Source organism: Bartonella pachyuromydis (genome assembly GCF_039543065.1).
GTDB classification, from domain to species: Bacteria; Pseudomonadota; Alphaproteobacteria; order Rhizobiales; family Rhizobiaceae; genus Bartonella; species Bartonella pachyuromydis.
In genome coordinates this window covers 109,482-134,933 of sequence record NZ_BAABJA010000001.1, presented here as the reverse complement: position 1 = coordinate 134,933, position 25,452 = coordinate 109,482, and the positions used below count along the sequence as shown (strand labels likewise).

Below are 25,452 nucleotides of genomic sequence, written 5' to 3'. Positions count from 1 at the left end.
TCCAAATACATGGTCTTTATGCATGTATTTTGTGTGTCTGTTGTCAGACATTATGTCTAAGTTATTGGTGGAACGGTGATCGCACTTTGGGGGCTGCTATTTTGCTCCAAGCGTATCGCTTTATTGGCTTACTCGCGAGATGAGATGTGTGGTGAGCGTCTTGATAATTTGAGAGGCTCCCTTCCGCCTTTATCGGTATCATATGATTATGAATTGTGCACAAAATGTGAAAGGCAAAAAATATGTATGCTTTTTAGGTGCTTTGGGATGAGGCATGTAGTTTAATCTATAAAGGCTTGTTGGATTTATATGTGTATTAAAAATAATTTTATTTTTTTAAAAAGAAATACTTCTTTTTTTGAACAAAAGAGATGCCTTATTGCGAAATACATCTTGAATGTTCATTAAGCTATAAAGGATTTGCTGTTGCTTGAATAGTTGCAATTTTATAGCAATTATACCTAATCGTGATAAAGTTTTATGCTGTTCGTTTTGCATTCTCGTATATTTCTCCCTAAAGAATAGGAATTATTGCTGTTTTTATAAAAATGAAAAAATTTGTTTGCGCAACAAAAATGCGTTTTTATTTTCTGATATAAAAAATGTTCTTAAATTTTATTGTTCTTTATTTCACAGCCTTTGCATAAGAAGGATAAGCTGTGTATGTTTTTAAGCAAAGGCTTCATACATAATCATTTCTGTGCTTAGGAAGTGATTTATAATATTGCAAAATTGTGCTAAAGCAAAAGCCATAAAAGTAGGATGAATTGGCATAAAAAAAACAATGAGAGTGCTCCCAAAATATTTTCAGAAGAAAATTTAGTTTATCATAAAAATAGAATATGGCGCGAAGAAAACTTCAATAATAATTTCCTCTCGCCATAGGGTAATAAGAGACAATATGTTCTCTCTGAGCAAATTGGTCTGTGATTTGTTGCTGCTTTATCATTTATAATGCTACTGAGTTGTCTGTGTTGGTAGACTTTAATAAAGACGTTGTTTGATTAACAGACAGCTATGTTCTTGATAAGAAATTAAAATATAGAATTTTGGAACGATAGGCTATTGTCTTTGCAACAATTATTATTCGTTGTTTTCTTATGAGAATATTTCGTAGGAGCTATCGTTGATAGATAAATTATGCGTCATTCCTCTGTTTTTCATAAGGGGCTTTTCAAAAAATAAATAAAACAATCAAAAGCAATAAAATTTTGTACAATAAGAATCCTATTTATGACTTCTCTCTTTTCTTTCGTTATGAGAGCATAAAAAAAACCGCAACAATTTGTCGCGGTTTTTTTATCTATATACTACTGAAAAATTTCCCTAAACGATTTTCGATTTAGAAAAAATTGGATCATAAAAGACTTCAGAAAGTTTTCTGTCTTTGAAGAACAACACTACATTTACTGTCGTATAAAGCACCATCTTTATCATTTCTATATCTAGTTGACGCCCAATTTCTGACCTTTTGATTAATGTGGCACACCGCTCAAACGTTTGCAACGCATTGTTAGCGTGTGTTGTTGTAATTGATCCTGGATGCCCAGTATTCAACGAGTTGAGATATTCCCACGCTTCGTTGCCACGTAGCTCCGCAAGAAAAATACGATCAGGTGATTGCCGTAAACACGCATCTAAGCATTCTTCAGCAGAAACACGACCTGCACCGCTACCATAAAGCATATGGATGTGATTGGGATGATTGGGTAGAAAAAGTTCATGAACGTCCTCAATGGTAATAATGCGTTCTTCTACAGGTACTTTTTCAATGAGTGAGCGAGCAAATGTTGTTTTCCCTGATCCCGTTTTTCCGGCAATGATGATATTGCGTTTATGGAGTACGCATTGTTCTAAAAATTCAAGAATTTTTCTCTCACGTTTGAGACTAAGGAGTTGCACTTCAAATGGCTCTAACCGCGTGAAATCTTGCTTTGATAATAAACTATTTGCTTCTTTTTCTGAAGGCTTGTTAAAGCTTACATCGCTAAAACTATCAAATGTACCTTCCTTGTCGAGTTCCCCTAGCGTCTTAACCGTGAGGGAGTGTTTACGAATCACAAAGGATAGTGTACCATCAATGACAGCTGGTGTTTGTACAATTGTACCACGTTGTCCACCAGGTAAGCGCACATAATTAATGCTTTTGGGAGCCATACCATTATAAACGATAACAGCTCTAATAAGCGTTTGCAAAAAAGCAGTTGTTAATTCTGGTACGTTATATACTTGCCAACCCTCAAAGCTTTTTGTCCATACTTCACAGGGACGGCAGATCGACAATTCAGTAATTTTCGGATCTTCTAAGAAACAATCAAGCGGTTGCAGAAGCTGTGCAACTGCTTGATCTTTCTCTATTTTATTAACGTGTAACGAGGTTGTAGACATCACTGAAATCCAAATCTCGAGCAACAAAAATATTTACTCGCTCACCTTGATTTTTATAAAGTGTTGGTGGAATATTAATGGAATTTTGAAGAACATCATTCACAATTGATTGGGCATTCTGCACACCTTGGGGTACTGCTTGTTCTTTATTCTCCTTATTTTCTTTACCTTTTCGCCAAACTTTGTCTTTTACCCATTCTCCTAAATCACTGATTACGCTTACCATGATTGCGCCACCAAATCGCTGCCAAAAATGTGTATCGACCCAACCACCGATACCAGATTCTCCAAGGGGTCCAGTGCCAGGTGAGTCAAGATTTACGATAACACCAGAAGGTGTTTCAATACGCGACCATTGTACAAAAACACGTGTTTGACCTTGTTGTATACCGCTTTGATAAAAACCAACGACTTTAGAACCACGATCGAGCAAAACAACCCGACCACTTGTGGAATAAACATCACGTGTTAAATGACAGGTTGTCATGCCTGGTTGTGTGGTAATAATTTTTGTCTCTAATGTGCAATCTATCTGCGTTCCCTGCGTAATCAAGAGATCACGGTTGTGGAGTTGTGTTGCATATGATTGCCCCAACCGCACGGGCTGTAAGTTGTCGAATAACGCGCCACTATTTTGATCATTGCTAGATGCTTTATTTTTTGAATTGTCTGCAGAGCCTTCACTACTGCCACCATTGTTTAAACCAGAACTGAACATACGTTTGCGTGCCACTTCTTCAGAATCTTGTAGCAAATGTGGTGGTATCGTTGTTTGGAGAAGTTTTGTTAAGGCTGCAGGAATCTCCGTTGTTGAGTCTTCCGTTTGTGTTGTTTTTTCATTTTCCTCTACAACCTTCGGTTCTTCTATAACACGAGGAGTATAACTTGGTATAACTTGTTGTACTGTCTGTTGAGGTTTTTCTTCTTCAACTTCTATGCTACCGCGCATTTTTAAAGCTTTCCAAGTCAAAGCAATTGGTACCGCTATTATAACAATAAGTCCTACCATTAATAATGCACGTGCCCCAGGAATTGTTGGACGGCGTTCTAAACCTAATTCAGAGCTCCCATAAGCACCCTCAATGTGCGTTTGTTCAGTATAACCTAGTTCCGTATTTTTGTTGATTTCATCCCCTTTCTTATCACCAAACATTATCTTCCTCCTTTATTAACGCGATGAACTTTCGAAGATACTGTTCCAGTTGTGTTTGGTACACCATTGGGATCATAGGCTTCATTGAAAACAGCTAGAGCACGTTTACCAAGTCGTATGATCCACTTAGGATTAACCTTATGAACAGCAATAATATCATTAGAACTGCCTACAACAGTACGCGGTATTAAACTCTCATTGCCTTCAGCATCCACTACGTAAATTGATGGCATGTCCATGTTGGCAGCAAATTTGAAATAGGTAATACGTCCATTGTCCCAAGCGTTTATCGGAGCGATATCTTGATTACCGCTCATGGTATAGCTGAGGTTATAACCTCTCACACCTTGGTGAAAACCACGTTCAATAGTAAGGCGCTGAGTGTTCTCATCTAATTTTTGGGTATTTGTATCGGGATATTGGAAAGCTAATTCGTAGGTTGCTCCAGCACGGTCATTTCGAAACTGTAGTCTAAATTTATAGCTACGTTTGTCGGTTACAACGATGAGATTCGTATTTGCAAGTTCTGCTTTGGGCTTAATAAAGATATGTCGTCCCTTATGGGCGAAGGCATAGGCATCTGAATCACCAAAGGCATGGGTGATATACTGTTCGCCTTCTTCAAGGATAATATGTGTTGCTACACCAAGAACAGTTTCAATTTGAACAACATCAGCTACATTATACATGACATAACGAATGCGGTGATCATATTGTGAATTAGATGGGGTTTTGAGTGCTTTTACAGGTACTGTATAAAGAGAGGAAAATGAAGATAGTAGGGCAACAAACACAAATTTTTTCATAATAATCAATTCCTTAATTATTCAACAGTATTTCCGGATCAACACGGTAACTTGTTACTTGAAAACCAAGCGGGTTAAGCAATCGATCAGATGATTTCATTGGTGCACCAACATAGGTGTAACCGATTGTTGCGATCTGATGTTGTTTTTGTCCAGCTGCGCCGTTGCTGTCATGTTGCTGCGTGGTGAAACGCACTGTCGCTTGACCACGTCCATTTGGCTGAATCGACCGTACTTTAACCGTGATGCGTGCCTTGTTAGAAAGAACTTTGTCACGAGCGTCTTCACCTTCATAAATTTTATAAAATTCCTGCTGAACAGAACCTGCACTTAAGAGTGCTGTTGTGTCATAGTTAAGTTGAATGGTATCGTAGTCATACGTTTCGCGATTAAGAACATATTGATTGAGCCAATATCTGTCTACAACTTCACCATAGGTCGTTTCATGATCACGCATTACAGAAACCACATCAACCGCGCCAGTTGTGTTATCAACGCGCAGCACCAAAGGCGTTGGAGCTGGTTGGGAGAAGCCAACAACTCCACATATCATGCCAAATAATCCAAAAAGGCCAATGGCACCTGCAACACGCCATGCTGTTTTACGCGATTTTATAAATTCGTTGATGAGTTCACGTTCTAAGCCTCTGCTTTCTTCATAATAACTATTTAGTTGTTGGGCTTTTACTGGTTTAACTTGTTTTTTCATATGGTTCCTCGCTGAATTTCGGCAGGAATTGTTTTATTAATAGGGATACGGTTCCAATTATTTGGTTGCTTTGGTTTTGGAGCTAATCCGCAAGCGGATAAAATACTTGCAATCAAAATTGCAAAAATGATTTTTTTCATTTTAATACTCCTATTTTAAGCTGTCATGTATGCTTCTATCATTTTTTTATTGATATTTCAATTTTGATTATAAAATATATTTTCTATAATTGTGTTTATTATTTCTTTATTATTTATGGAAATGTTTAGTTACAGTGCAGATATTTTTTACTAGGTAGTTGGTTTGTTTTTTTGATTGTGCGGTTATTACGAAAAATATTGTTTTTTGCTGTATCTCATTTCCAGAGATGCCCAAATGTAACACCTTTTGCCAGAGCATGGGCAATGCTTGACAATTTGAGCAACAGTACGATGGAGAGAATAGATAAGATAAGGGCACCACCAAGCGCATAACTTACGTTCTGATTTCCATCAAATTTCAAATCTGTCACGTAACTTGCAAAGATACTCATGAGTATACTAGATACGACAGCTAGGAATATAATAAGGATCGTGTAGCTTAAGATTTGGGTTATCCATTGCTCAAAAAAACGATAGGTTGGTTGCCAAAGTAAAGAAATGATGAAGAGTGGCCCGAGTCCTACGAGAAGTACAAGTACGATTTTTGCTAGTAGGATGAATGCACCACCGATTGCCGTTAAGAAGCTTGTTGCAAGCATGATAAGAATGCCGAAAAGTCCATAAAGGAGTCCATCAGCGTCTAAGAAAGCAGCTTCTTCGAAAGCTGTGCTTGCACATTTGAACCCTTTTTCAGCTACTTTGTCGATCAAATTTGCTAGTTGATGGTTGTTTTGTGAATTGCTTAAAAGAGCATTTGCCAAATCATTAGGTGCTTCTATTATAAAATCTTTGATTTCTAATTGATAAAGTCCTGCAGTTAGAGCAATAGAAGTAATAATGCTTATCCGTATGCAACGGCTTAAGAGCTGAGAAACAGGCATATCTATTGCTCCACGCATGACAAGATATCCATATAGGATGAAAGCGATACTGAGGCCGACTGATACGATGGGTGTGATTATAACAATTGCGTTTGATGAAATATCCGTGACATAGGTGTTTGTTGCTTGATCAATTTCCTTGAACAGTTGTGAGAACATTTGGAAGCTCATGGTCTTTTTCTTTCATGAATTTTCACGTTTCCATTGTCTTGGAATACTGGTGTATGTTGCAGTCTTTTACATTTATGTGATTTGCCAAAACATTTTTGGGCTATTTAGTTAATACTTTTTAGAGGCTCTTTCAGTTTGTTCGGACTGGGCTTGAACATTATGCGGTCACTTTTCCACGATCAAAGAAAATTTATGCTATCAGCAGCGTGGTTATACAAACCTCACAGTCCAACTTTTACGTATTTTACAGTCGGCATTCGTGTGTTTTGATGATTTAAAATGCGTATATTGCGTTTATATTTTTGCTGGCGGATCAGTTCTTGCTCCGCATTGCGTAAATGCACAACCATTTGCAATTTCGTAGCTTCATTTTGGACCATGGCAAGTATACTTTTAATTTGCGTTTGTAATTCGGCTACGCTTTTCAGATCTTTTGTATCTCTGATTGCCATTAAATGTTGTGCTATGAGCATAAAACGCGCTTCTGTCTCCTCAAAAACTCGTAAACTTACGACTTTATCTATAACAGCTGCGTATTGGCTGCGTAGATCAATAAGTGTACGTATTTCATGGACAGTAGGTTTTTGAGAATATTCTTCTTCTTGTTTTTTTATATTCTTAATTAATTGAGGAAATTTATCGGAGATCTCCGTTTCTTTATCTTTATCATAGATGTGTTGTGGCTCCGCAAGTAGAAGATCGCTATTACTGTCTATCGTGGCATTTCTTATTCGAAGGCCTGTTATAGACTTATATATTTTTTCAATTTCATTAAGTTGTTCCTGTACGTAATTAATTTGGTCACCCATAACACTTATCAGCTGATCTTGTAATCGCCCATCACTCTCTTGTGCTCTTAAGAGAGAATTTGATATCCCAAGGAATACACTTATTAGCGTTGCAACAATCAGTTTCTTCATATTTTTCTCCTTTGAATCCTATACATTATAGGAATACTAAAAACTGTATTGCTGTTTTACGCGATTTTATAAATTCGTTGATGAGTTCACGTTCTAAGCCTCTGCTTTCTTCATAATAACTATTTAGTTGTTGGGCTTTTACTGGTTTAACTTGTTTTTTCATATGGTTCCTCGCTGAATTTCGGCAGGAATTGTTTTATTAATAGGGATACGGTTCCAATTATTTGGTTGCTTTGGTTTTGGAGCTAATCCGCAAGCGGATAAAATACTTGCAATCAAAATTGCAAAAATGATTTTTTTCATTTTAATACTCCTATTTTAAGCTGTCATGTATGCTTCTATCATTTTTTTATTGATATTTCAATTTTGATTATAAAATATATTTTCTATAATTGTGTTTATTATTTCTTTATTATTTATGGAAATGTTTAGTTACAGTGCAGATATTTTTTACTAGGTAGTTGGTTTGTTTTTTTGATTGTGCGGTTATTACGAAAAATATTGTTTTTTGCTGTATCTCATTTCCAGAGATGCCCAAATGTAACACCTTTTGCCAGAGCATGGGCAATGCTTGACAATTTGAGCAACAGTACGATGGAGAGAATAGATAAGATAAGGGCACCACCAAGCGCATAACTTACGTTCTGATTTCCATCAAATTTCAAATCTGTCACGTAACTTGCAAAGATACTCATGAGTATACTAGATACGACAGCTAGGAATATAATAAGGATCGTGTAGCTTAAGATTTGGGTTATCCATTGCTCAAAAAAACGATAGGTTGGTTGCCAAAGTAAAGAAATGATGAAGAGTGGCCCGAGTCCTACGAGAAGTACAAGTACGATTTTTGCTAGTAGGATGAATGCACCACCGATTGCCGTTAAGAAGCTTGTTGCAAGCATGATAAGAATGCCGAAAAGTCCATAAAGGAGTCCATCAGCGTCTAAGAAAGCAGCTTCTTCGAAAGCTGTGCTTGCACATTTGAACCCTTTTTCAGCTACTTTGTCGATCAAATTTGCTAGTTGATGGTTGTTTTGTGAATTGCTTAAAAGAGCATTTGCCAAATCATTAGGTGCTTCTATTATAAAATCTTTGATTTCTAATTGATAAAGTCCTGCAGTTAGAGCAATAGAAGTAATAATGCTTATCCGTATGCAACGGCTTAAGAGCTGAGAAACAGGCATATCTATTGCTCCACGCATGACAAGATATCCATATAGGATGAAAGCGATACTGAGGCCGACTGATACGATGGGTGTGATTATAACAATTGCGTTTGATGAAATATCCGTGACATAGGTGTTTGTTGCTTGATCAATTTCCTTGAACAGTTGTGAGAACATTTGGAAGCTCATGGTCTTTTTCTTTCATGAATTTTCACGTTTCCATTGTCTTGGAATACTGGTGTATGTTGCAGTCTTTTACATTTATGTGATTTGCCAAAACATTTTTGGGCTATTTAGTTAATACTTTTTAGAGGCTCTTTCAGTTTGTTCGGACTGGGCTTGAACATTATGCGGTCACTTTTCCACGATCAAAGAAAATTTATGCTATCAGCAGCGTGGTTATACAAACCTCACAGTCCAACTTTTACGTATTTTACAGTCGGCATTCGTGTGTTTTGATGATTTAAAATGCGTATATTGCGTTTATATTTTTGCTGGCGGATCAGTTCTTGCTCCGTATTGCGTAAATGCACAACCATTTGCAATTTCGTAGCTTCATTGTAGATTACGGCAACTGTACCTTCGACATATCCTTGTAATTCGGCAATCCATTTTAAATCGTCCATGTTTTTCATGGAATCTAAAAGATTTTCGATGTACTTAAAACGCGCTTCTGTCTCCTCAAAAACTTGTAAACTTATGGCTTTATCCACAATCGCTGCATATTCTCTACGTTTTTCGATAAATGTACGTGCCTCAGAGTTTGTTAAAAAGCTAAGATCTTGCTCTATTACAATGTCTTCTGCTTTAGGAACATTTAAATTTTCAAGATTTCTTGAAAAATTTGTTTTATCTTTATAGATGAGGTGTGGACTATGAAAATAAGGAGTAGTTATATTTACTCTTGGCACAATATCATGTCGACGGGAGCCTATTATAGATTCGTATATCTTTATATAGTAAGTTAGTTGTTTCTCTAGTATTTCAAGCTTTTTTTTGGCTGAAGAAACAAGACCTTTTTGTCTATTGATTGATTCATATTGAGGCTCTTCTTGTAATCCTCTTTTTTGTCGTGTTTCATACGCTTTCGAGACTTTACTTGTCTCTGTTTCGCTAAGAGAACCGGCCATACGCTTTGTCCAAGGAGTTTCGTGACTAGAAAACGAATTCGCTTTCAGAGTTGTACTCTGCATTCCCAAAATGGTCGCTATCACTACTGAAATAATAGTTTTTTTCATGTTATTTTTTCTCTTGATCGTTTTATATATCCTATTATATTTTTATCATAATTTCAATTTTGGTTGATAAATAATTATAAAATCATTTTTATTTACTATTTTTCATTGGCATATTAACTTGTAGTTTTACTATTATCTTTATACATTGTTGATTTTTTTTATCTGGCTAACTGGAGAGGATTTTTCCTATTATTAAAAGTGTTTAAATGTAATAATCTCTGCCAATAAACGTATTTATAATAGAGCGTTAGAAATAGGATAATGAAAGTACTTAAAAGGGTGTCGTTGCTTATTTAAGTACATCATTTACATTTTTGATAGAGCGTAATATTATCGTTAACCATTTGTCGATTATTCACATAATCTACAAAAATACTTTTCATAAGATCGAGTATGTTTACTCAAAGAAGCACTGTTAAATACAAACAAATAAAAAAGATGACAATATAGGCAAGTTATCGTAAAGCTGTCATCGTATAAAACGTATTATTGGCATTTCTTTATTTTCACTGTTGAGAACTCTCATATTACGTGTTTTCTTTTGTTGACTAATAAGTGCTTGTTCTGCACTATGCGAGTGGCTAACCATTTGTAGTTTTGCTGTTTCATTCTGTATCATGGCTAGCATCCCAGCTATGTGTGCTTGGAGATCAGCAATGCTTTTTAGGTCTGCTGTTTTACTGATTTTTTCTACAAGTTCTGAGATTTGCTGAAAACGCTTTTCTGCATCTTGAAAAGTCTTTAAACTTACAGCCTTATCAGCAACTGTTGCATATTGAATACGTTTAGTGATGGCATTGCGGGATTCTCGGATAGAAGTAGAAGCACTTTCCTTCTGAAGTATATTTCTAACTGATGCAGATATATCTGAATCGTTATTCTCATCATAGATCAGATTTGGATTTTTAAGAAAAAAACTACTGTAGCTTGTTTCTGCTGCTCTCAATTGTGGATTCTCTTTTATAGATTGATGTGTTTTCTTCGCTTGTTCAAGCTGCTTTTTTAATAACTCTATAATTTCTAGATAATGCTGCGGTGCAGTAGGCTTCTTCTCCTTCTTGGCAGGTGTTGAGGGGAATAGCCCTTTTGCTGGAGCCCACCCCCAACTCCAAGCCATTGCTGAGTTTGGAGTCCCTAAAATAGTTGTCATTGCTATTGCAATAATTACCTTCTTCATGTTTCCCTCCTGTCATTTTTGACATGTTGTAAAAAAATTGGTAACCATACTTTTGGATCATCGCCTACTTCAGCAATGATACTTTCGACCAATTCTGCATTATCAGGCGTGCCTGATAATACCAAGAGCTCTTCGCTAAAGTCATGTTCAACGGTTTTCCCGTTGATTGTCACGTGGAATTTGCCGAGATTTAATTCTGCAAGTGCGGATTGATCTCCCTGTTTGATAAGAAATTGGCGGCTAAACTCACCTATTCCTTTGATCAGTTCAAATTCAGCATCGGTTAGTTTAAAACCTTGTGTGTAATCCTCATAACTTGCTTTGGGATTTGCTAGAAAAATGTAAGTTGCACATTGCTGAATAAGAGTCTTGGCTATATTGCTTTCCAAAGCATCACTAGGTTCTTGTGTAGCGTAAACAAAAATACCATTTTGTTTACGGATAGTCTTTTGTTTATTCTTTGCTAAATCCTCAAAATATGGATCTTGTAAAGGTTTCCAAAACTCATCAAAAATATACATAAACCGCTGACCGCTAATCATTCCTTCTGTGCGGTAAAGCAAATACATCATGACTGGAGTACGGGTTTCTGGGTTATCTAAGAATTCGGTAATATCAAAACCGTAAATTTGATGGGTTGAGAGATCTAGTGCATCATTTGGATTATCAAATAACCACCCATAATCACCACCTTCACACCATTTTATTAAGCGAGCGTGAACAGACGGATGCGTATTATAATCATCTAAATGTGGATTGGGTAAGAACTGCACTAAAAAGGATAAACGACGCAGCGATTTGTCAATGTTATTACTCATAACAGACATTACAGCTTGGTTAATTTCTTCCTCATCACGGTGTGTGATCTCACCACTAGCTTCTGCTAATTTTTTAACAAACTGTTTTAGGAAAATGAGGTTATCTTGTGTGGGGGGGAGCTGGAAGGGATTAAAACCACTTCGACGACCAGGTTTGAATGTTAGATAGCGACCACCCATAGCCCGAATAATAATTTCCATACCGCGATCTTTGTCAAAAACAACAGTCGTTGGTTTAAATTTCTGCGCTTGTGCTAATAAAAAACCAAGAAGTACAGTTTTACCCGAACCAGATTGTCCTATAAGTGCTGTATTACCAAGTAAGCGCTTATCTGTCGAATCCTCTTCAAGTTTAGAGGCATGAAAATTGAAATAAAGCGGCGTCTTACTGATGGTCTTAAGAATCGTAACTGCTGGCCCCCATGGATTTTCCGTTGGCTTACCTGACATAAAATTATGAAAGGACGAGAATGATAAAAAGTTTAGTGATGTAATAGGTGCTGGACGTGGTCGCCATTTCCAATTTGCTGGTAGCTGTGCCCAATAACCAGCCTCTATGGCCAAATCTACCGGTTTTGGTAATACCGCTGCATCCAGCAATGCAGCACTCGCTTTTGCCATATAGTCACGAACTTGTTGAGCTGTATCACCATAGATAGTCAACGTACAATGATGCTCACCCATGACAAAATGTCCACTAACAAGCTGGTTGAGTGCTTCGTCAATTTGTTCAATTTGACTTGTTGCTACATCGCGAGCATCGATAAGATTACGCTGATGGCGTTGCAAATAATCCTTAGCTGCATGCCGTGAGAGTACTGAAAAACTCTGTGTTAATACGAATTCAAAATCACTTTCCAGCAAAACGTTTAGTTGGCCTGGTTTCGTTGTTGTATCGTATTCCTTAACTTCCAACATTCCAAATCGACGCATTCCACTGCTTGTCCGCAGTTCACCAAGAGCACCCCATTTCGAGAAAAAAGGCCGATTGATAGACATATAGTCAGCAAAACGATCATAACAGATGGGCATAGGTCTGTATTCACCATTAACAAGCATTCCGAGAAATTCAAGCGCAGAGGAATAAGCATGTCCGTTTTTTTCATAAACGCCAAGAAGTTCTGCACCATAACGTTTTAATGATTGACCTAGAGTGTTGTTGATATCATTGAGCGCTTTGATACATGATTCCTGTCGCATCTTTTTTTGATCAAGTGTCTCACGCTCATGCTGGGAAAAGAATGACATAATTTTGTCAGCAATCGGCTGGAAAACCACAGTCAAATACAGGTCATTAACCATCAGATTATAACCAGTAAAGCTTTGCCGATATTTTTCATCAAGCTGATAACAAAAAACTTGATCAAATGTTGAATCAGGATATTCATAAACACGGCGGCGTATGATATGTGTCCAAAATGATAAATTGGCTGATGCAATACCACGTAAAGTATTGTTTAGTTCTTTGGTCCACTGAAAAATATCTTCTTGTGAAGCACTTTGATGCGAACGTCCATCAATTTTCCAGACCGACAAATATTCTGCATTTTTGGTAGAGATAATTGTATCTGTAATATGATGCGAATAGGGTATAAATAGGCTTACGGGTGTTTCTGATGCAAGGCGTTTGGCGCTTTCAACAGCCATTATTTATCTCCTTTTGCGATAATCAGAGGGGCTATAACTTGAAGCACCCCAAAAACTTTTATTACGATTACGGAGTTTTGTATCAATCCACAACCACCAGATACGAAATGCTTTGTCATCGTTTTTGGTAATTTGTACCATAACGAACCATAAAGGTGGAGCAATTATCCACAAAAAGATATTTATTGTCATAGCAACAACAGCTACACTGATAGCCATAACAATGAGTGGCATCATTGGTACGCCCCAAAGAGTTGGAACGCGTGTTGCTCCTTTAAATAAGGGAAATGCTTCATGTTGTTGTGGTTTCATATGCAACTCTAGTTACTGGATGTGAAATAATATGTGGCTAATATAGAAAGCTGCTCCGGCAATGATGACACTGAATGCCCATCGTATAAATGTGGCTCTTGCTATGATGCGAAATATATAAATAAGCAATAAAAATAAAAGAATACCAGCACAAACAACGGGAATAACCATACTAAGCCCATACTGCATACCCATGAGAATATCTAGGCTTTTAGTTTTTGTTTGAGCATATGCTGGGTGGACCATTAAGGACATCATCGAAGCTATGACAATAGCACTGATCTTATTGCCAGTTTTCGCTTGAAGAATATTTGCCTGTTTCATAATCTTTTATCCCCATTATGATTGAGCTTACTCGCGAGAATATTTTTTTTTGCAGCATGAACGACATTATTACAGATATATCTATACCCTATTTATAGAGTCCCTTAAAAACACTTTGTGCTATACTCAGTTCATGATATACTTCAATTAGTTTAAAACAACATTTTAACAAGTTCAGCCGCTGAACCAGCGATAACAATGCCAATTGCCCACCGTACAAAAGTATCCTTCTCAATGTAGCGTCCTGCATAACCAATTGCTAAACATAAAAGTATAACAGCAGCAGCAACAGGGATAAGATTTTTAATAAGATCTTCCTGTAGTTTTTCTAAAGCACTTTTCGCATGCTTTAATTCTGCATACGCAGGATGAGTTATAAAAAATACGGTTACAGTTACAAAAATTGCAATGATCCTGTCATTATTTTTAAATTGAAGATTATTTAGTTGTTTCATGTTCTATTCTCATTAAAAATCTAACAATGTCTATCCTTTCGCAGTATAAGAAAAATCCGCTACTGAAAAAGATTTTTTTGAATAAAAGTATTTCATGCTAGTTATTCCATAATCAGCCAAACAACATTCCAACAAGTTGAGTTGCAGAGCCAGCAATGACAACACCAATTGCCCAACGTATAAAAGTATCTTTTTCAATGTAGCGTCCTGCATAACCAATTGCCAAACATAAAAGTATAACTGCAGCAGCAATAGGGATAAGATTTTTAATAAGATCGTTTTGCAAAGCTTCTAAAGCAGTTTTAGCCTTGCTCAAAGTGTTCTGGGCGCATGCAGAATGAGCTATAAAAAACGCGATTGTAGCAGTAGAAATCGTGTTAATTCTATTATTTTTTTTCGACTGAAAAATATTTAATCGTTTCATATTGTTTAGCCTAATTAGATTATAGTTGCTGTGAAATCACTAGTAGCAAATTTATTTTTGCAACCAAATAAACATTTCATTGGGTTTATTATTTGCCAGTAAACAACAAAGTGGCGAGCTCAGTTGCTGAACCAGCGATGACTACACCAACTGCCCAGCGCACAAAAGTATCCTTGCCGATGTAGCGGCCGGCATAGCCAATTGCTAAACAAAGAAGTATAACTGCAGCAGCAATGGGAATAATATTACTAGTAAGATCTGTTTTCAGATCACCTAACGCTTTTGCAGCCTTATCTAATTTAGCATATGCAGGACGATTCATAGAAAATGCTATTATAGCAACAGAAATTGCAAACATTCTACTATCATTTTCTAATTGGAAATTATTTAACTTTTTCATTTTCTGCTCTTATTAGGATTTTCTCATGAGTACTATTTTTACTTTTTAATACTAAATGATATTATTATTGGCTTATCTACAACTAAAAAATAAAACTTACTTTGCAGTATATTTTCTTTACTATGGGTTTTGAAACAACATTGCAACAAATTCAGCGGCTGAACCAGCAATGACAACACCAATCGCCCAACGTACAAAGGTATCTTTTTCTATATAACGTCCTGCATAACCAATTGCTAAACACAAAAGTATTATGGTAGCGGCAAGAGGAACAATAACTTTTAATTGATCTCTGAGTGCTTCTAAAGCCGTTTTGGCTTTGTCCAAAGTTTTTGCTTGAGCACATATAGGATGTGCCATAAAAAATACAGTTATAGCTGAGACAGCTATAGTGACTTTATCACGAAATGCTGTTTGAAAAATATTTGCTTGTTTCATTTTTTTCGTCCTCATTAAGTTTAAAACTGCCACAAATAACCCCTCTTTCATGAAGAAATTTAAAGAGATATTTTGGATCAGCCCAAGTTCTCAACTTTCCTCTTTGTGTAAGAAGTGTATATACATTTGCCTTTCCGGTTACTGGATCATCTGCAACAAATGTAAAGTACCACTCTCTTTCTGAACGCATCACGATTGTAATTTCACGTGCTGCTTTCTCATTAAATGCTTTATCAACACTGTTTTGCTCTATCATTTTCATTATTCTGCCCTCGATTAGAAAGATTTTACACAATCTTACTAATTAGAGCTTTAATATTTTCTTATCTACCTTTCATTACTGTATTTTATCAAAATTGTAGTTCTAATCGATAAATGTGAGACCATTATTCCTTTTGTCTTTCCAATAAGGAATCTTCTATTGTAAAGGCGTCACGTGTACTACTTTCTTTATGCGCAAAAGCATCCTCTTCTAAAGAGATAGGAAGAGATTCTATATTAATTATTGGTTCCGCCTTTCTTGCATGAAGCTGTACAGGCTCTTGTGATTTTTCGTCTATAAGCACAGAAGTTTCCATCTCAACATATGCGGCATTTTTTTGCACATAAAGATCAATAAAACCACTCTTGAAATTGGCTCTGTCGTAAAAATCAAGCACGATTTGTTCAACACTGTATTTCTGCACTGTTTGTTTGCAGTAATATTTCAAAGAAGCACTTAAAACGTTAGAATTCTTATAACAATCAAAAACTTCAGAGAGAGAAAAAAGCGACCTTTTCTGATTTTGGACATCAATTTGTCCTAAATTTACGTCGAAATTATGTTCACATTGTTTAATTGTTTCCATTATTTTTTTAGGAACAGATGGACGGTATGATAACTTGTCACTTACGCTTATTGCATAGACATCATTCCATGATTTTTGCATAACGATAGCTAAAGGCACCGTAATATTTAGAGTTGATGCATATGCAGTAGCAAGCATTATGAAATTTGGAACAATCATAAGCAATACACCCAGTTATGAGAAAATTTATCGATACAAACATCAAGCTTGTATGTTTTTTCTGATCGCTGTTGCACTGTATTTTTACAAATATACGAAGTGAACTTCCTTAGTTGAGGACATCCTGTATAGATATAAATCTTTCTCCTTTTAAGGAGACTTTTTGTATATACGAATACCCAATCAATTAAAGTCATTTGCAGAACAAAACGAAACAGATAAAACCAATTAATGCGATAGTCATCATGCTTGTAAAAAGAGAAATTACTCTGAAGTGATAACCATTTTTGCAAGGCAGTTGGGGTAGATCGTTCTATATAATTTTCCGATTTTTTAAATACTTTTGGAGAGTATTGACCCGAATCAGAAAGCCACGGTGTATGGAAATATTTCTTATTGAAAGAATGAACTGTACTATCATTATGGGGAGAGGGCTTGTTCTTTGTTACATATTGCCATAGTTTATAAAATGGCGATTTATATTCACTTTTGACCGCTGGTTCGAAAGAGTCAGAGAGAGGCAACGGGCTTCGTACACTCCGATTATCCATTTCAGCGATCAAACTGAAAAAGGATACGGTTTTGGTAATTGTTACACAATTAAATAGCTCTTTGTTGTTCAAAGCCCATCTCCGTCAAGGTGACATATTTATCGTAATTTTAATTTCGATAATAAATAGACAAAAATTGTCTATAATTGTGTTTAAAATATGGCAAAGCACAATTCTTTTTTGCAAGGGGAGTAATTAAGGTGGATGATCTCAAAAATATGAATTTTGATGAACTACAGGAAATGCGTGCTCAAATCGATGTGGAATTGAAAAGGCGGCAAGCAAAAGAAAAACAAAATGCACGACGAAAAATTCTTGAAATTGCCAGTGCACATGGAATTGATATTGCTGATCTTGTGGGTAAAGAACGCCATTATAGAAATCCCAATAATCAATGGGAGTTATGGAATGGACGTGGGCGTAGGCCTAAGTGGATTAAAGAATGGTTGGAAAGTGGTTATACGCTTGAAGAATTAGAAGTGACATAAGACTTAAGCAATATTTGAAGGGCATGAGAAGCAAGAGAAAGAAACTCAAGCAATGTGTTTTGGGGGATGATTTGATGTATAAAATGCTGAGCTAGCATATTAAAGCGCAAAGCAATAAAGTAAAATTATAGAAAGCATGCAAGCGTTTGTTCGAGGGGGAAAGCCGTGTTGCACATAAGTTAGCACCACACATATTATTAAAATTCTCAATGTTGCTATAGTCATTGGTAGCCAAAGTATTCATGAGAGGCATTTTTTTCTTTACTTATTTTTGTCTAAATGCCAACTTTCTTGTGCTGTGCAAAAAAGTGATCTTCATTGATTTAATGTGAGAGGGGTTATGATAAAAATCTTATAGTATGCGGTGTTATGATTCTAAGCTGAAAATATGATTTAGCATGATAAATCAATGTATTATTGTAATAATGCTGGTGGTATCATTCTATTTTGCCAACTCAAATTACCTTTATTTGTACAGTGGGACGATTTATGAGAGGTGTTTTCATCTCTTTCTTGGGCGTTTATCTATACATTGATTTTTCTTGTGATTTGTAAGCGAATGGCTTTTATTGATTTATCATAAAGAAGGTTGGTAATTTGCTGTGTTCAAGATTCTCATTCAATTTCAATATGCATAATGATAAATTATCATTATAATTCAATATGTTGTATAATTACTATTCTGATGCTTTTAAAATACTGATCTGTAGGATTGTCATGTGAGGCTGTTATGGATTTGTTTGTTTTATGGTGTACCTGTAGAGAGAGGTATTTGCTTTATCTTTTTATTATTGGTGTAGTTGAGATAAGAAAGTATTTTAGAGGGTAAGTTGTTTGTGATTGGTGTTGATTTTAGTATTTTGATAGGATTCTGTTGTGTATGTAAAATGCATTTATTATCAAAATTTATTATATAGATTATTGAATAGAGAGTGCATTTAAAATAAAAGAGAGGATAATTTTCTCACTTTTTTCTTTACTTTAACGGTGTGGAAAAGGGAAGATTGTATACATAATTTCTCAAAGATCCTTATGATAGGATAAATGAGTTCATTATCTCTTTTAAGAGATTCTTTTAACAGCTTAGTATGGAAAAATAAACGAAGGGTTTCTCTTTAATGATCAGGAGAGATTTTAATTTATAGCTTGCAAACAGTGAAATAGTTTGGCTTTTGTTTATTTTTTTTAAAGTGGGAGTCCTTGTAGCAAACGTGGAGCATGAGGAGTAAGGCCAGCAGCTTCTTGAATAAAGTATTGTTTTATCCTTGGTGTTTGATTGACAATTCCAAGACCGGCATCGCGTAGTATTCGCAAAAACAGATTATCATTAGAAAAAAGTTTGTTAAGCCAGTCATTGCTTAAAGCCATACGTGTGGTTTCAAAACGTCTCCAGCTTTGGTAGCGCTCTAAAGCAGTGAGGGAGCCAATATCAAGTCCCAAGCGTGCTGTTTCAATAATAACTTCAGCAAGTGCAGCGCTATCGCGTAATCCTAAATTGAGTCCTTGTCCTGCTAGGGGATGAATTGTGTGGGCAGCATCACCAACCAGAGCAAAACGTGTTTTAATGCATTGGCGTGTTAAGGAAAGATTTAAGGGAAAAGCTTGACGCTTACCATTCCAAGAGAGCTTGCCAAGTTGATGACCAATGCGTTTTTCGAGTTCTGTTTCAAAAATAAGGGCATCAGCTTTGAGGTAATATTGCGCGGTTTTATGATCTTCATTCCATACAATGGCTGATCTGTTACCTTTGAGGGGGAGAAGTGCGAAAGGTCCAGCAGGCAAGAAATGTTGAATTGCTTGTCCGTGATGGGGCTTTTCATGTTCAATGGTGCAGATGATTGCTGTTTGTTTATAGGAATGAGAAAAGTTTTTAAGACCTGCTTTTTTGCGTAATTGTGAATGTGCCCCGTCGGCTGCAATAAGCAATTTTGTTTGCAAAATTTCTTCATTGTCTAAGGTGACAGTTGTATGCTGCTCTTGTTGGTGAAAATCAATAACACGCGTGTTTGTAATAACAGGGATATCTAAATCTTTTACACGCTTTTTTAAAGCACTGATGAGTTCTCTATGTTCTACCATAGCAGCAAAGGGTTCATTGGGGGCAATATTTCCTTCAAAGGTTAAAAGAGTTGGCTTCACAGGATCATTTGTGCATGCATCGCTGATGATCATGGAATGAATGGGTTGGGCATAAGACTCTATAAGTTCCCAACATTGCAATTGTTTTAACATACGAATAGAAGCAGCAGCAAGAGCAATGGTTCGTATATTGGAAGCGGCAATATCTTGTGGAGAAGCAGCATCAACGATAATTATTTTCAATGAAAGGGCTGCTTGTTTGAGCGCTATTGCTAGCGTTAATCCGACAATCGCTCCTCCCGCAATGAGAAGATCACATTGTTTTATCGCTTTCTTGGATTTTGTCTTTTTATCGGGTTTTATATTTTTATTGGGATCAGAATACACAACATTTCGTTCCATTATTGGCAGGTTATTCGTTCTTAAAAAGGGATAGCTTTCTTTAACATTCCCTCTTATACAATATTTTGAGTGATATGTTAATTTCTTCTTTTCTCTAAAATGATGTGTTTTTTCTTAGCGTTTATCTGGTGGATAAATAAGCGGGTTGTTTGTGGTATTGGCTTCTTGTTGATCAGTTGTGTTGTTAGCTGCAAATTTTACGGGGCAAATTTTGTCTCAAAGATTTTATTCGATTTTATACTTCTATACTTGGTTTGGGAAAACGAAAGGGAGAGCGGGATAATATGGTATTTTTAAGTTGCATAAATGTGCTTTAGACGACCTTCTTAAAAAAAATCTGTTACGGTATAACAGGTAAGAAAAGAGTTATAATTATGATGGTTAAAACTGTATTAGTATTTTGCGGTCATAATTTTATAACTCTTTAAATGTAAAGGTTTTGTATTTGGAATTGAGAGATGTATCAAAGTTCTTCTCCTTATGATTCATTAGAAGCGCAAAAATCTTACAGTTCGCGGCTCATTGAAATGTTTTTGCGCCAAATTGGTGTTTTTATTGGGCTTGGACTATTGGGTTTCATTGCTTTTTGTGTGCTAGCTTTGGCAACGTGGAATGCTGCAGATCCCTCATTAACGCATGCAAGTACAAATAAAATTACAAACTTTATGGGATGGCCAGGGGCAATTTTTTCAGATTTTGTCATGCAGTTTTTTGGTTTGGCAAGTCTTGGAATTTTATTGCCACCATTATTTTGGTCGTTTCTTTTGTTAGCGCAAAAAAATATCTATAATTTGATTTTTCGCCTTTTTTTGTGGGTGCTATCAACAATTTGTTTTTTAATATCTTTTGCCCTTATAACACCTGTTGCTTCTTTTACATATTGGCCATTGCCTATGGGTTTGGGTGGGGTTTTGGGAGATAAAGTTTTAAGTGTTGTTTATTCCATTTTTCCTACTTTTCTTTCTCCAGTTCAGAATGCACTCTTGGGTCTCGTTGTTGTTGTTTTAGGTTTTTTCATGGCTACTTTTGCCGGTAATGTAATATGGCGGCGTCAGAGAAGTAAAAATAAAAGAAAAGTGAAAAATATCCATAAAAACGAAAATATTGATCCTCTTTTCAATGTGCTAGAAGATACAGAACAAGGTGCAGAGAAGGTGCAGCACGGTTTTTTTGTGACAACTGTAGGGGCTATTTTACATATTTTCTATTTTTTACAAGCGCGTTTTTTTCGCCTTTTTTCCTACAAAAGTCGCTCTAATAGTGAAGAAAAATCATTGAATCGAATTGAACCAATTTTTGACGATGAAAAAACAAAATATCAAGAAAATCAGACGAAAGCTTCTATTTCTCCTGTTAAAAGCCGTGCTATAAAATCTTTAACGACTTCTCCAAATGGTGGTTTTCTTCTTCCACATTTAGATTATCTTTCGGTTCCACCACCGTCTGTTCGAGATGCAAAACTTTCTCCAGCTGTCTTAAAGGCTAATTCTCAGGAACTTGAGGGAGTGTTGTTAGATTTTGGTGTTAAGGGAAAAATTATTGATGCGCGTCCTGGTCCGGTGGTCACCTTGTATGAGTTTGAACCGGCAGCCGGTATTAAGTCTTCCCGTATTATTGGTTTAGCAGATGATATTGCACGTTCTATGCGTGCGATTTCAGCGCGTGTTGCTGTGGTACCAGGACGCAATGTTATTGGCATAGAATTGCCTAATGCGAAGCGTGAAATGGTTTATTTACGAGAAATGTTGCAAGCACAAGAATTTGTTGAGAGCAAAGCAAAACTAGGACTTGCTTTGGGTAAGACAATTGGGGGTGAGACGGTTATCGCAGATTTAGCAAAAATGCCGCATCTTTTGGTAGCAGGTACAACAGGATCGGGAAAGTCTGTTGCTATTAATACTATGATTTTATCGCTTCTTTATCGCATGACACCTGAACAATGTCGCCTCATCATGGTAGATCCGAAAATGCTTGAACTTTCGGTTTATGATGGCATTCCTCATTTGTTAACACCCGTGGTGACAGATCCTAAAAAAGCAGTAATTGCACTCAAATGGGCTGTTCGTGAAATGGAAGAACGCTACAGCAAAATGTCTAAATTGAGTGTGCGTAATATTGATGGGTTTAATGCACGTCTTAAGGAGGCAAAAAGTCAAGGAGAGACAATGGCGCGTACAATTCAAGTGGGATTTGATCATGAGACTGGTGAACCCCTTTATGAGACGGAAACACTTGATTTTGCTCCTATGCCTTATATCGTTGTCATTATTGATGAAATGGCTGATTTGATGATGGTTGCCGGCAAAGACATCGAAGGAGCGGTTCAACGTTTGGCACAAATGGCACGTGCTGCTGGTATCCATGTGATTATGGCAACACAGCGTCCTTCAGTAGATGTGATTACGGGAACCATTAAAGCGAATTTTCCAACACGCATTTCTTTTTCTGTCAGTTCAAAAATCGACAGTCGAACAATTCTTGGTGAACAGGGGGCGGAGCAATTGTTGGGACAAGGAGATATGTTGTTTATGATGGGTGGAGGGCGTATCCAGCGTGTGCATGGACCTTTTGTGGCTGATGATGAAGTGGAACAGGTGGTCATGCATCTTAAAGCGCAAGCTTTGCCTGATTATTTAGAGACTATTACCCAAGAAGTTGCAGAGAATGATACAGATGCATCCTTAACTTCTCCTTGTGCAGATGATCCTTATAGCCAGGCTGTTGCAGTTGTTCTTCGTGATCGTAAAGCTTCAACTTCTTATATTCAACGCCGTTTGGGCATTGGCTATAACCGTGCTGCTTCATTGATTGAGCGGATGGAAGAAGAAGGTATTATTAGTGCTGCAAATCATGCGGGAAAACGAGAAATTTTGGTGCCTGCTGAAGAAGAACGCTTTTGAGATAAAAGCTTATGATCAGCTTGTTAAACAATATCTTTTTCTTGTAGTGAGGAGATTTATTTATCATTCTCCCTCATTATAAAGTAAATATTTTTTGCTTATAAATATTTATAAAAGTTTTTTATTACTAAAAAGAGCATTTATGTTAGCGGAAATCATATTTTTTGCCATTTTATTTACCGTTGAACATTAGCTATAATCTATAGTACTTTTTAAACATATGGAAGGAGAAGATATTATTAATTATAGAAAATCATGTGGGGAGACAGGGAGTTTTAATGGCTTTAAAAATTCGGGGGCCGTTTGATTGTTTGGGGGGGTAGAGAGGAGATTGCCAAGAAGAATGTGGATGCATCGTTAGCTTCTCCTTCAGCAGATAATCTCTATAGTCAAGCCGTTGCTCTTGTTCTTCGTGATCGTAAAGCTTCAACTTCTTATATTCAACGCCGTCTAGGAATTGGTTATAATCGTGCTCTGCTTCATTGATTGGATGGAGGTAGAAGGTGTTATTAGCGTGGCAAATCATATTGGTAAACGAGAAGTTTTAATGGCTTCAAAAATTCAAGGACCGTTTGATTGTTTGAGGGGGGGAGAGAGGAGATTGCCAAGAAGAATGTGGATGCGTCGTTAACTTCTCCTTCAGAAGATAATTTCTATAGTCAAACCGTTGCTATTGTTCTTCGTGATCGCAAAGTTTCCACTTCTTATATTCAACGCCGTTTAGGCATTGGCTATAACCATGCTGCTTCATTGATTGAGCGTATGGAGGCAGAAGGTGTTATTAGCGCGGCAAATTATATGAGAAAACGGGAAATTTTGGTTTCTGCTGAAGAAGAACACTTTTGAAATAAAATCTTTTGATAGTCTTTTAAAACAATATCTTTTTCTTTTGGAGAAGGGTATTTATTTCTTAAATGATAAAACGAAGATATATTGCTTAGGAGCATTTTTTATGAAAACGTTTTTTTTGCTACAAAGAAGAGTCTTTTTGTTTATAAGAATTATTATCTTTTTGTGCTTAACTTTTCCTGCTTTTTCGCAATCATACAATAAAGTGGCATCCAATAAAGTAACAAGAGCGCAGAATGTTGTGAATTATTTTGCGGCAATTAAAACAATGACAGGTGATTTTGTTCAGTTTAGTCCAAAGGGAAAAATGTCTCAGGGAACGTTTTATTTAGAGCGTCCAGGAAAAATTCGTTTTATTTATAAAAAAATACCTTTACAGATTATTGCAGATGGTCAATTCATAGGAATTAATAATCGTGCATTGAATACTTGGAACTTTTCACAGCTTGCTCAAACGCCTATGAAGTTTCTGTTAGATGATAAAATTAATATATCATCGGGGCGTTTGGTGGCGTTCCGTGAAGATCCAGGAGCCGTTACAATTGTTTTGCGTGATAAAAGCATGAGGGCTGGACAAATAAGAATGGTTTTTGATTCTAAAAGTGCTGCTTTGCGGCAATGGACAATTGTTGATCAACAAAATTTGGAGACCACTGTTCAAGTCATGAATGTGCGCACTGGTGTGAGATTTGTTGATGGGATGTTCACACTTCCCTCCAATAAATAGCGCATTGTATTTCAGCGGAATTGAAACAGATGATCTTTCGTATTGCAACTTGGAATATTAATTCCATACGTTTGCGTCTTGCACAGGTTTTGCAGTATTTGCAATTCTTTTCTGCCGATATTTTGTGTTTACAGGAGACAAAATGTCCAGACTCTTTATTTCCAGTGGAGGCTTTTAGAGCGGCCGGATATAAGCATATCCTATTGAGTGGACAAAAATCTTACAACGGTGTGGCAATTGTTTCGCGTTTGCCTTTTAAAAAAGTTGAAAAGCGTTTCTTTTGTCAAAAACAAGATTGTCGTTATATTTCGGTGATTGTTGAAGTCTATGGCAAGAGCGTGCGAATTCATAATTTTTACGTTCCTGCTGGGGGAGATGTGCCTGATGCTGAAATAAATGAAAAATTCCGTCATAAACTTAATTTTTTAGAAGAAATGTCCGCTATTCGCGCGGATCAAGGAGATGGTCTTTCATCTCTTTTGCTGGGTGATTTGAATATTGCTCCTTTGCCAGAGGATGTGTGGTCTCATCAACAGTTGTTGAAGGTTGTAAGCCATACACCCATTGAAACTGAACGTTTGCAAACTTTATGTCATCACGGTGGATGGGTTGATCTGATGCGTATGCATATTCCTGTTCCCGCTAAGCTTTACACATGGTGGAGTTATCGTGCACGCGATTGGGTACTGGCTGATCGAGGGCGACGGCTTGACCATATTTGGTCTTCTCCAGATTTAGTACCTTTTGTTGCAGGTCTTTCAATTTTTCGTGAAGCACGAGGCTGGAATCAACCTTCAGATCATGTTCCAGTACAAACTGTATTTGATTTTTCACGTCGATTTTGAAATAACAAGAAAATAAAATATTAATTATTACTATTGA

Annotated in this window: 25 protein-coding genes and 4 pseudogenes; 7 read left to right on the top strand and 22 right to left on the bottom strand. The window is 36.5% G+C overall.

Annotated elements, in window-relative coordinates; all coding sequences use genetic code 11:
• Window positions 1–2: 2 nt before the first annotated feature.
• Window positions 3–223 (top strand): annotated as a pseudogene (locus ABD917_RS00625) (succinate dehydrogenase iron-sulfur subunit); the annotation flags it as partial.
• A gap of 1,103 nt (window positions 224–1,326) precedes the next feature.
• On the opposite strand, the gene virB11 reads toward ABD917_RS00625, so the two are convergent.
• The 21 genes and pseudogenes from virB11 to ABD917_RS00520 form a co-directional block, all read right to left on the bottom strand.
• A complete protein-coding gene (virB11, locus tag ABD917_RS00620) occupies window positions 1,327–2,391 on the bottom strand; it encodes a P-type DNA transfer ATPase VirB11 (RefSeq protein WP_345118152.1) in 1,065 nt (354 codons plus the stop codon).
• On the bottom strand, window positions 2,363–3,541 hold the full coding sequence (gene virB10 / locus ABD917_RS00615) for a type IV secretion system protein VirB10 (protein ID WP_345118151.1): 1,179 nt from the start codon (window positions 3,539–3,541) through the stop codon (window positions 2,363–2,365). The genes virB11 and virB10 overlap by 29 nt, the downstream gene beginning before the upstream one ends.
• Window positions 3,541–4,347 (bottom strand): P-type conjugative transfer protein VirB9, encoded by an 807-nt coding sequence (gene virB9 / locus ABD917_RS00610; RefSeq protein WP_345118150.1) that lies wholly within the window; start codon window positions 4,345–4,347, stop codon window positions 3,541–3,543. Before virB9 ends, virB10 begins: the two co-directional genes overlap by 1 nt.
• A gap of 13 nt (window positions 4,348–4,360) precedes the next feature.
• Entirely contained in the window at window positions 4,361–5,056 is a 696-nt protein-coding gene (locus ABD917_RS00605) for a VirB8 family type IV secretion system protein (protein WP_345118149.1), read from the bottom strand.
• On the bottom strand, window positions 5,053–5,196 hold the full coding sequence (locus ABD917_RS00600; RefSeq protein ID WP_345118147.1) for a membrane lipoprotein lipid attachment site-containing protein: 144 nt from the start codon (window positions 5,194–5,196) through the stop codon (window positions 5,053–5,055). Before ABD917_RS00600 ends, ABD917_RS00605 begins: the two co-directional genes overlap by 4 nt.
• Window positions 5,197–5,411: 215 nt before the next feature.
• On the bottom strand, window positions 5,412–6,248 hold the full coding sequence (locus tag ABD917_RS00595; protein ID WP_345118146.1) for a TrbL/VirB6 family protein: 837 nt from the start codon (window positions 6,246–6,248) through the stop codon (window positions 5,412–5,414).
• Window positions 6,249–6,469: 221 nt separating this feature from the next.
• Window positions 6,470–7,168, bottom strand: coding sequence for a TrbJ/VirB5 family protein (locus tag ABD917_RS00590; RefSeq protein ID WP_345118148.1), 699 nt, complete (start codon window positions 7,166–7,168; stop codon window positions 6,470–6,472).
• A gap of 49 nt (window positions 7,169–7,217) precedes the next feature.
• Window positions 7,218–7,331 (bottom strand): annotated as a pseudogene (locus ABD917_RS00585) (TrwG protein); the annotation flags it as partial.
• Window positions 7,328–7,471, bottom strand: coding sequence for a membrane lipoprotein lipid attachment site-containing protein (locus tag ABD917_RS00580; protein WP_345118147.1), 144 nt, complete (start codon window positions 7,469–7,471; stop codon window positions 7,328–7,330). The gene ABD917_RS00580 and the pseudogene ABD917_RS00585, both read right to left, overlap by 4 nt.
• 215 nt (window positions 7,472–7,686) lie before the next feature.
• On the bottom strand, window positions 7,687–8,523 hold the full coding sequence (locus ABD917_RS00575; protein ID WP_345118146.1) for a TrbL/VirB6 family protein: 837 nt from the start codon (window positions 8,521–8,523) through the stop codon (window positions 7,687–7,689).
• Between the two features lie 221 nt (window positions 8,524–8,744).
• Window positions 8,745–9,572: a TrbJ/VirB5 family protein gene (locus tag ABD917_RS00570; protein ID WP_345118145.1), complete on the bottom strand. Its 828-nt coding sequence runs from the start codon at window positions 9,570–9,572 to the stop codon at window positions 8,745–8,747.
• 469 nt (window positions 9,573–10,041) lie between these two features.
• Window positions 10,042–10,749 (bottom strand): TrbJ/VirB5 family protein, encoded by a 708-nt coding sequence (locus ABD917_RS00565; protein WP_345118144.1) that lies wholly within the window; start codon window positions 10,747–10,749, stop codon window positions 10,042–10,044.
• On the bottom strand, window positions 10,746–13,217 hold the full coding sequence (locus ABD917_RS00560) for a VirB4 family type IV secretion/conjugal transfer ATPase (RefSeq protein ID WP_345118380.1): 2,472 nt from the start codon (window positions 13,215–13,217) through the stop codon (window positions 10,746–10,748). Before ABD917_RS00560 ends, ABD917_RS00565 begins: the two co-directional genes overlap by 4 nt.
• Window positions 13,218–13,526, bottom strand: coding sequence for a VirB3 family type IV secretion system protein (locus ABD917_RS00555; RefSeq protein WP_345118143.1), 309 nt, complete (start codon window positions 13,524–13,526; stop codon window positions 13,218–13,220).
• A 12-nt stretch (window positions 13,527–13,538) separates the two neighbouring features.
• Window positions 13,539–13,850, bottom strand: coding sequence for a conjugal transfer protein (locus ABD917_RS00550; RefSeq protein ID WP_345118142.1), 312 nt, complete (start codon window positions 13,848–13,850; stop codon window positions 13,539–13,541).
• 152 nt (window positions 13,851–14,002) lie between these two features.
• Window positions 14,003–14,305 (bottom strand): VirB2 family type IV secretion system major pilin TrwL, encoded by a 303-nt coding sequence (gene trwL, locus ABD917_RS00545; RefSeq protein ID WP_345118141.1) that lies wholly within the window; start codon window positions 14,303–14,305, stop codon window positions 14,003–14,005.
• Between the two features lie 112 nt (window positions 14,306–14,417).
• Complete coding sequence (gene trwL, locus ABD917_RS00540) at window positions 14,418–14,729, bottom strand: VirB2 family type IV secretion system major pilin TrwL (RefSeq protein ID WP_345118140.1); 312 nt, start codon at window positions 14,727–14,729, stop codon at window positions 14,418–14,420.
• A gap of 88 nt (window positions 14,730–14,817) precedes the next feature.
• Window positions 14,818–15,129, bottom strand: coding sequence for a VirB2 family type IV secretion system major pilin TrwL (gene trwL, locus ABD917_RS00535; RefSeq protein ID WP_345118139.1), 312 nt, complete (start codon window positions 15,127–15,129; stop codon window positions 14,818–14,820).
• A gap of 120 nt (window positions 15,130–15,249) precedes the next feature.
• Window positions 15,250–15,567, bottom strand: a complete 318-nt coding sequence (trwL, locus tag ABD917_RS00530) for a VirB2 family type IV secretion system major pilin TrwL (protein WP_345118138.1) — start codon at window positions 15,565–15,567, stop codon at window positions 15,250–15,252.
• Window positions 15,530–15,829, bottom strand: coding sequence for a KorA family transcriptional regulator (korA, locus tag ABD917_RS00525; protein WP_345118137.1), 300 nt, complete (start codon window positions 15,827–15,829; stop codon window positions 15,530–15,532). Before korA ends, trwL (ABD917_RS00530) begins: the two co-directional genes overlap by 38 nt.
• Window positions 15,830–15,953: 124 nt before the next feature.
• Window positions 15,954–16,574 carry a lysozyme family protein gene (locus tag ABD917_RS00520; RefSeq protein WP_345118136.1) on the bottom strand — a complete coding sequence of 207 codons (621 nt, stop codon included), beginning with the start codon at window positions 16,572–16,574 and terminating at the stop codon, window positions 15,954–15,956.
• A 751-nt stretch (window positions 16,575–17,325) separates the two neighbouring features.
• Between ABD917_RS00520 and ABD917_RS00515 the strand changes: the two genes are divergently transcribed.
• The gene (locus ABD917_RS00515; RefSeq protein ID WP_345118135.1) at window positions 17,326–17,613 is read left to right on the top strand and encodes an H-NS histone family protein; all 288 of its coding nucleotides are present in this window, start codon (window positions 17,326–17,328) and stop codon (window positions 17,611–17,613) included.
• 1,185 nt (window positions 17,614–18,798) lie between these two features.
• Here the strand turns inward: ABD917_RS00515 and ABD917_RS00510 are convergent.
• Entirely contained in the window at window positions 18,799–20,079 is a 1,281-nt protein-coding gene (locus ABD917_RS00510; RefSeq protein WP_345118379.1) for a ubiquinone biosynthesis hydroxylase, read from the bottom strand.
• Between the two features lie 473 nt (window positions 20,080–20,552).
• Between ABD917_RS00510 and ABD917_RS00505 the strand changes: the two genes are divergently transcribed.
• The 5 genes and pseudogenes from ABD917_RS00505 to ABD917_RS00485 all read left to right on the top strand — a co-directional run bounded on the left by ABD917_RS00505 (window position 20,553) and on the right by ABD917_RS00485 (window position 25,415).
• The gene (locus ABD917_RS00505; RefSeq protein WP_345118134.1) at window positions 20,553–22,994 is read left to right on the top strand and encodes an FtsK/SpoIIIE family DNA translocase; all 2,442 of its coding nucleotides are present in this window, start codon (window positions 20,553–20,555) and stop codon (window positions 22,992–22,994) included.
• 345 nt (window positions 22,995–23,339) lie between these two features.
• Window positions 23,340–23,553: pseudogene (locus ABD917_RS00500) on the top strand (DNA translocase FtsK); the annotation flags it as partial.
• A 59-nt stretch (window positions 23,554–23,612) separates the two neighbouring features.
• Window positions 23,613–23,840, top strand: a pseudogene (locus tag ABD917_RS00495) (DNA translocase FtsK); the annotation flags it as partial.
• A 106-nt stretch (window positions 23,841–23,946) separates the two neighbouring features.
• Complete coding sequence (locus tag ABD917_RS00490; RefSeq protein ID WP_345118132.1) at window positions 23,947–24,570, top strand: LolA family protein; 624 nt, start codon at window positions 23,947–23,949, stop codon at window positions 24,568–24,570.
• A gap of 29 nt (window positions 24,571–24,599) precedes the next feature.
• Window positions 24,600–25,415 carry an exodeoxyribonuclease III gene (locus tag ABD917_RS00485; RefSeq protein ID WP_345118131.1) on the top strand — a complete coding sequence of 272 codons (816 nt, stop codon included), beginning with the start codon at window positions 24,600–24,602 and terminating at the stop codon, window positions 25,413–25,415.
• The last annotated feature ends 37 nt before the right edge of the window (window positions 25,416–25,452 follow it).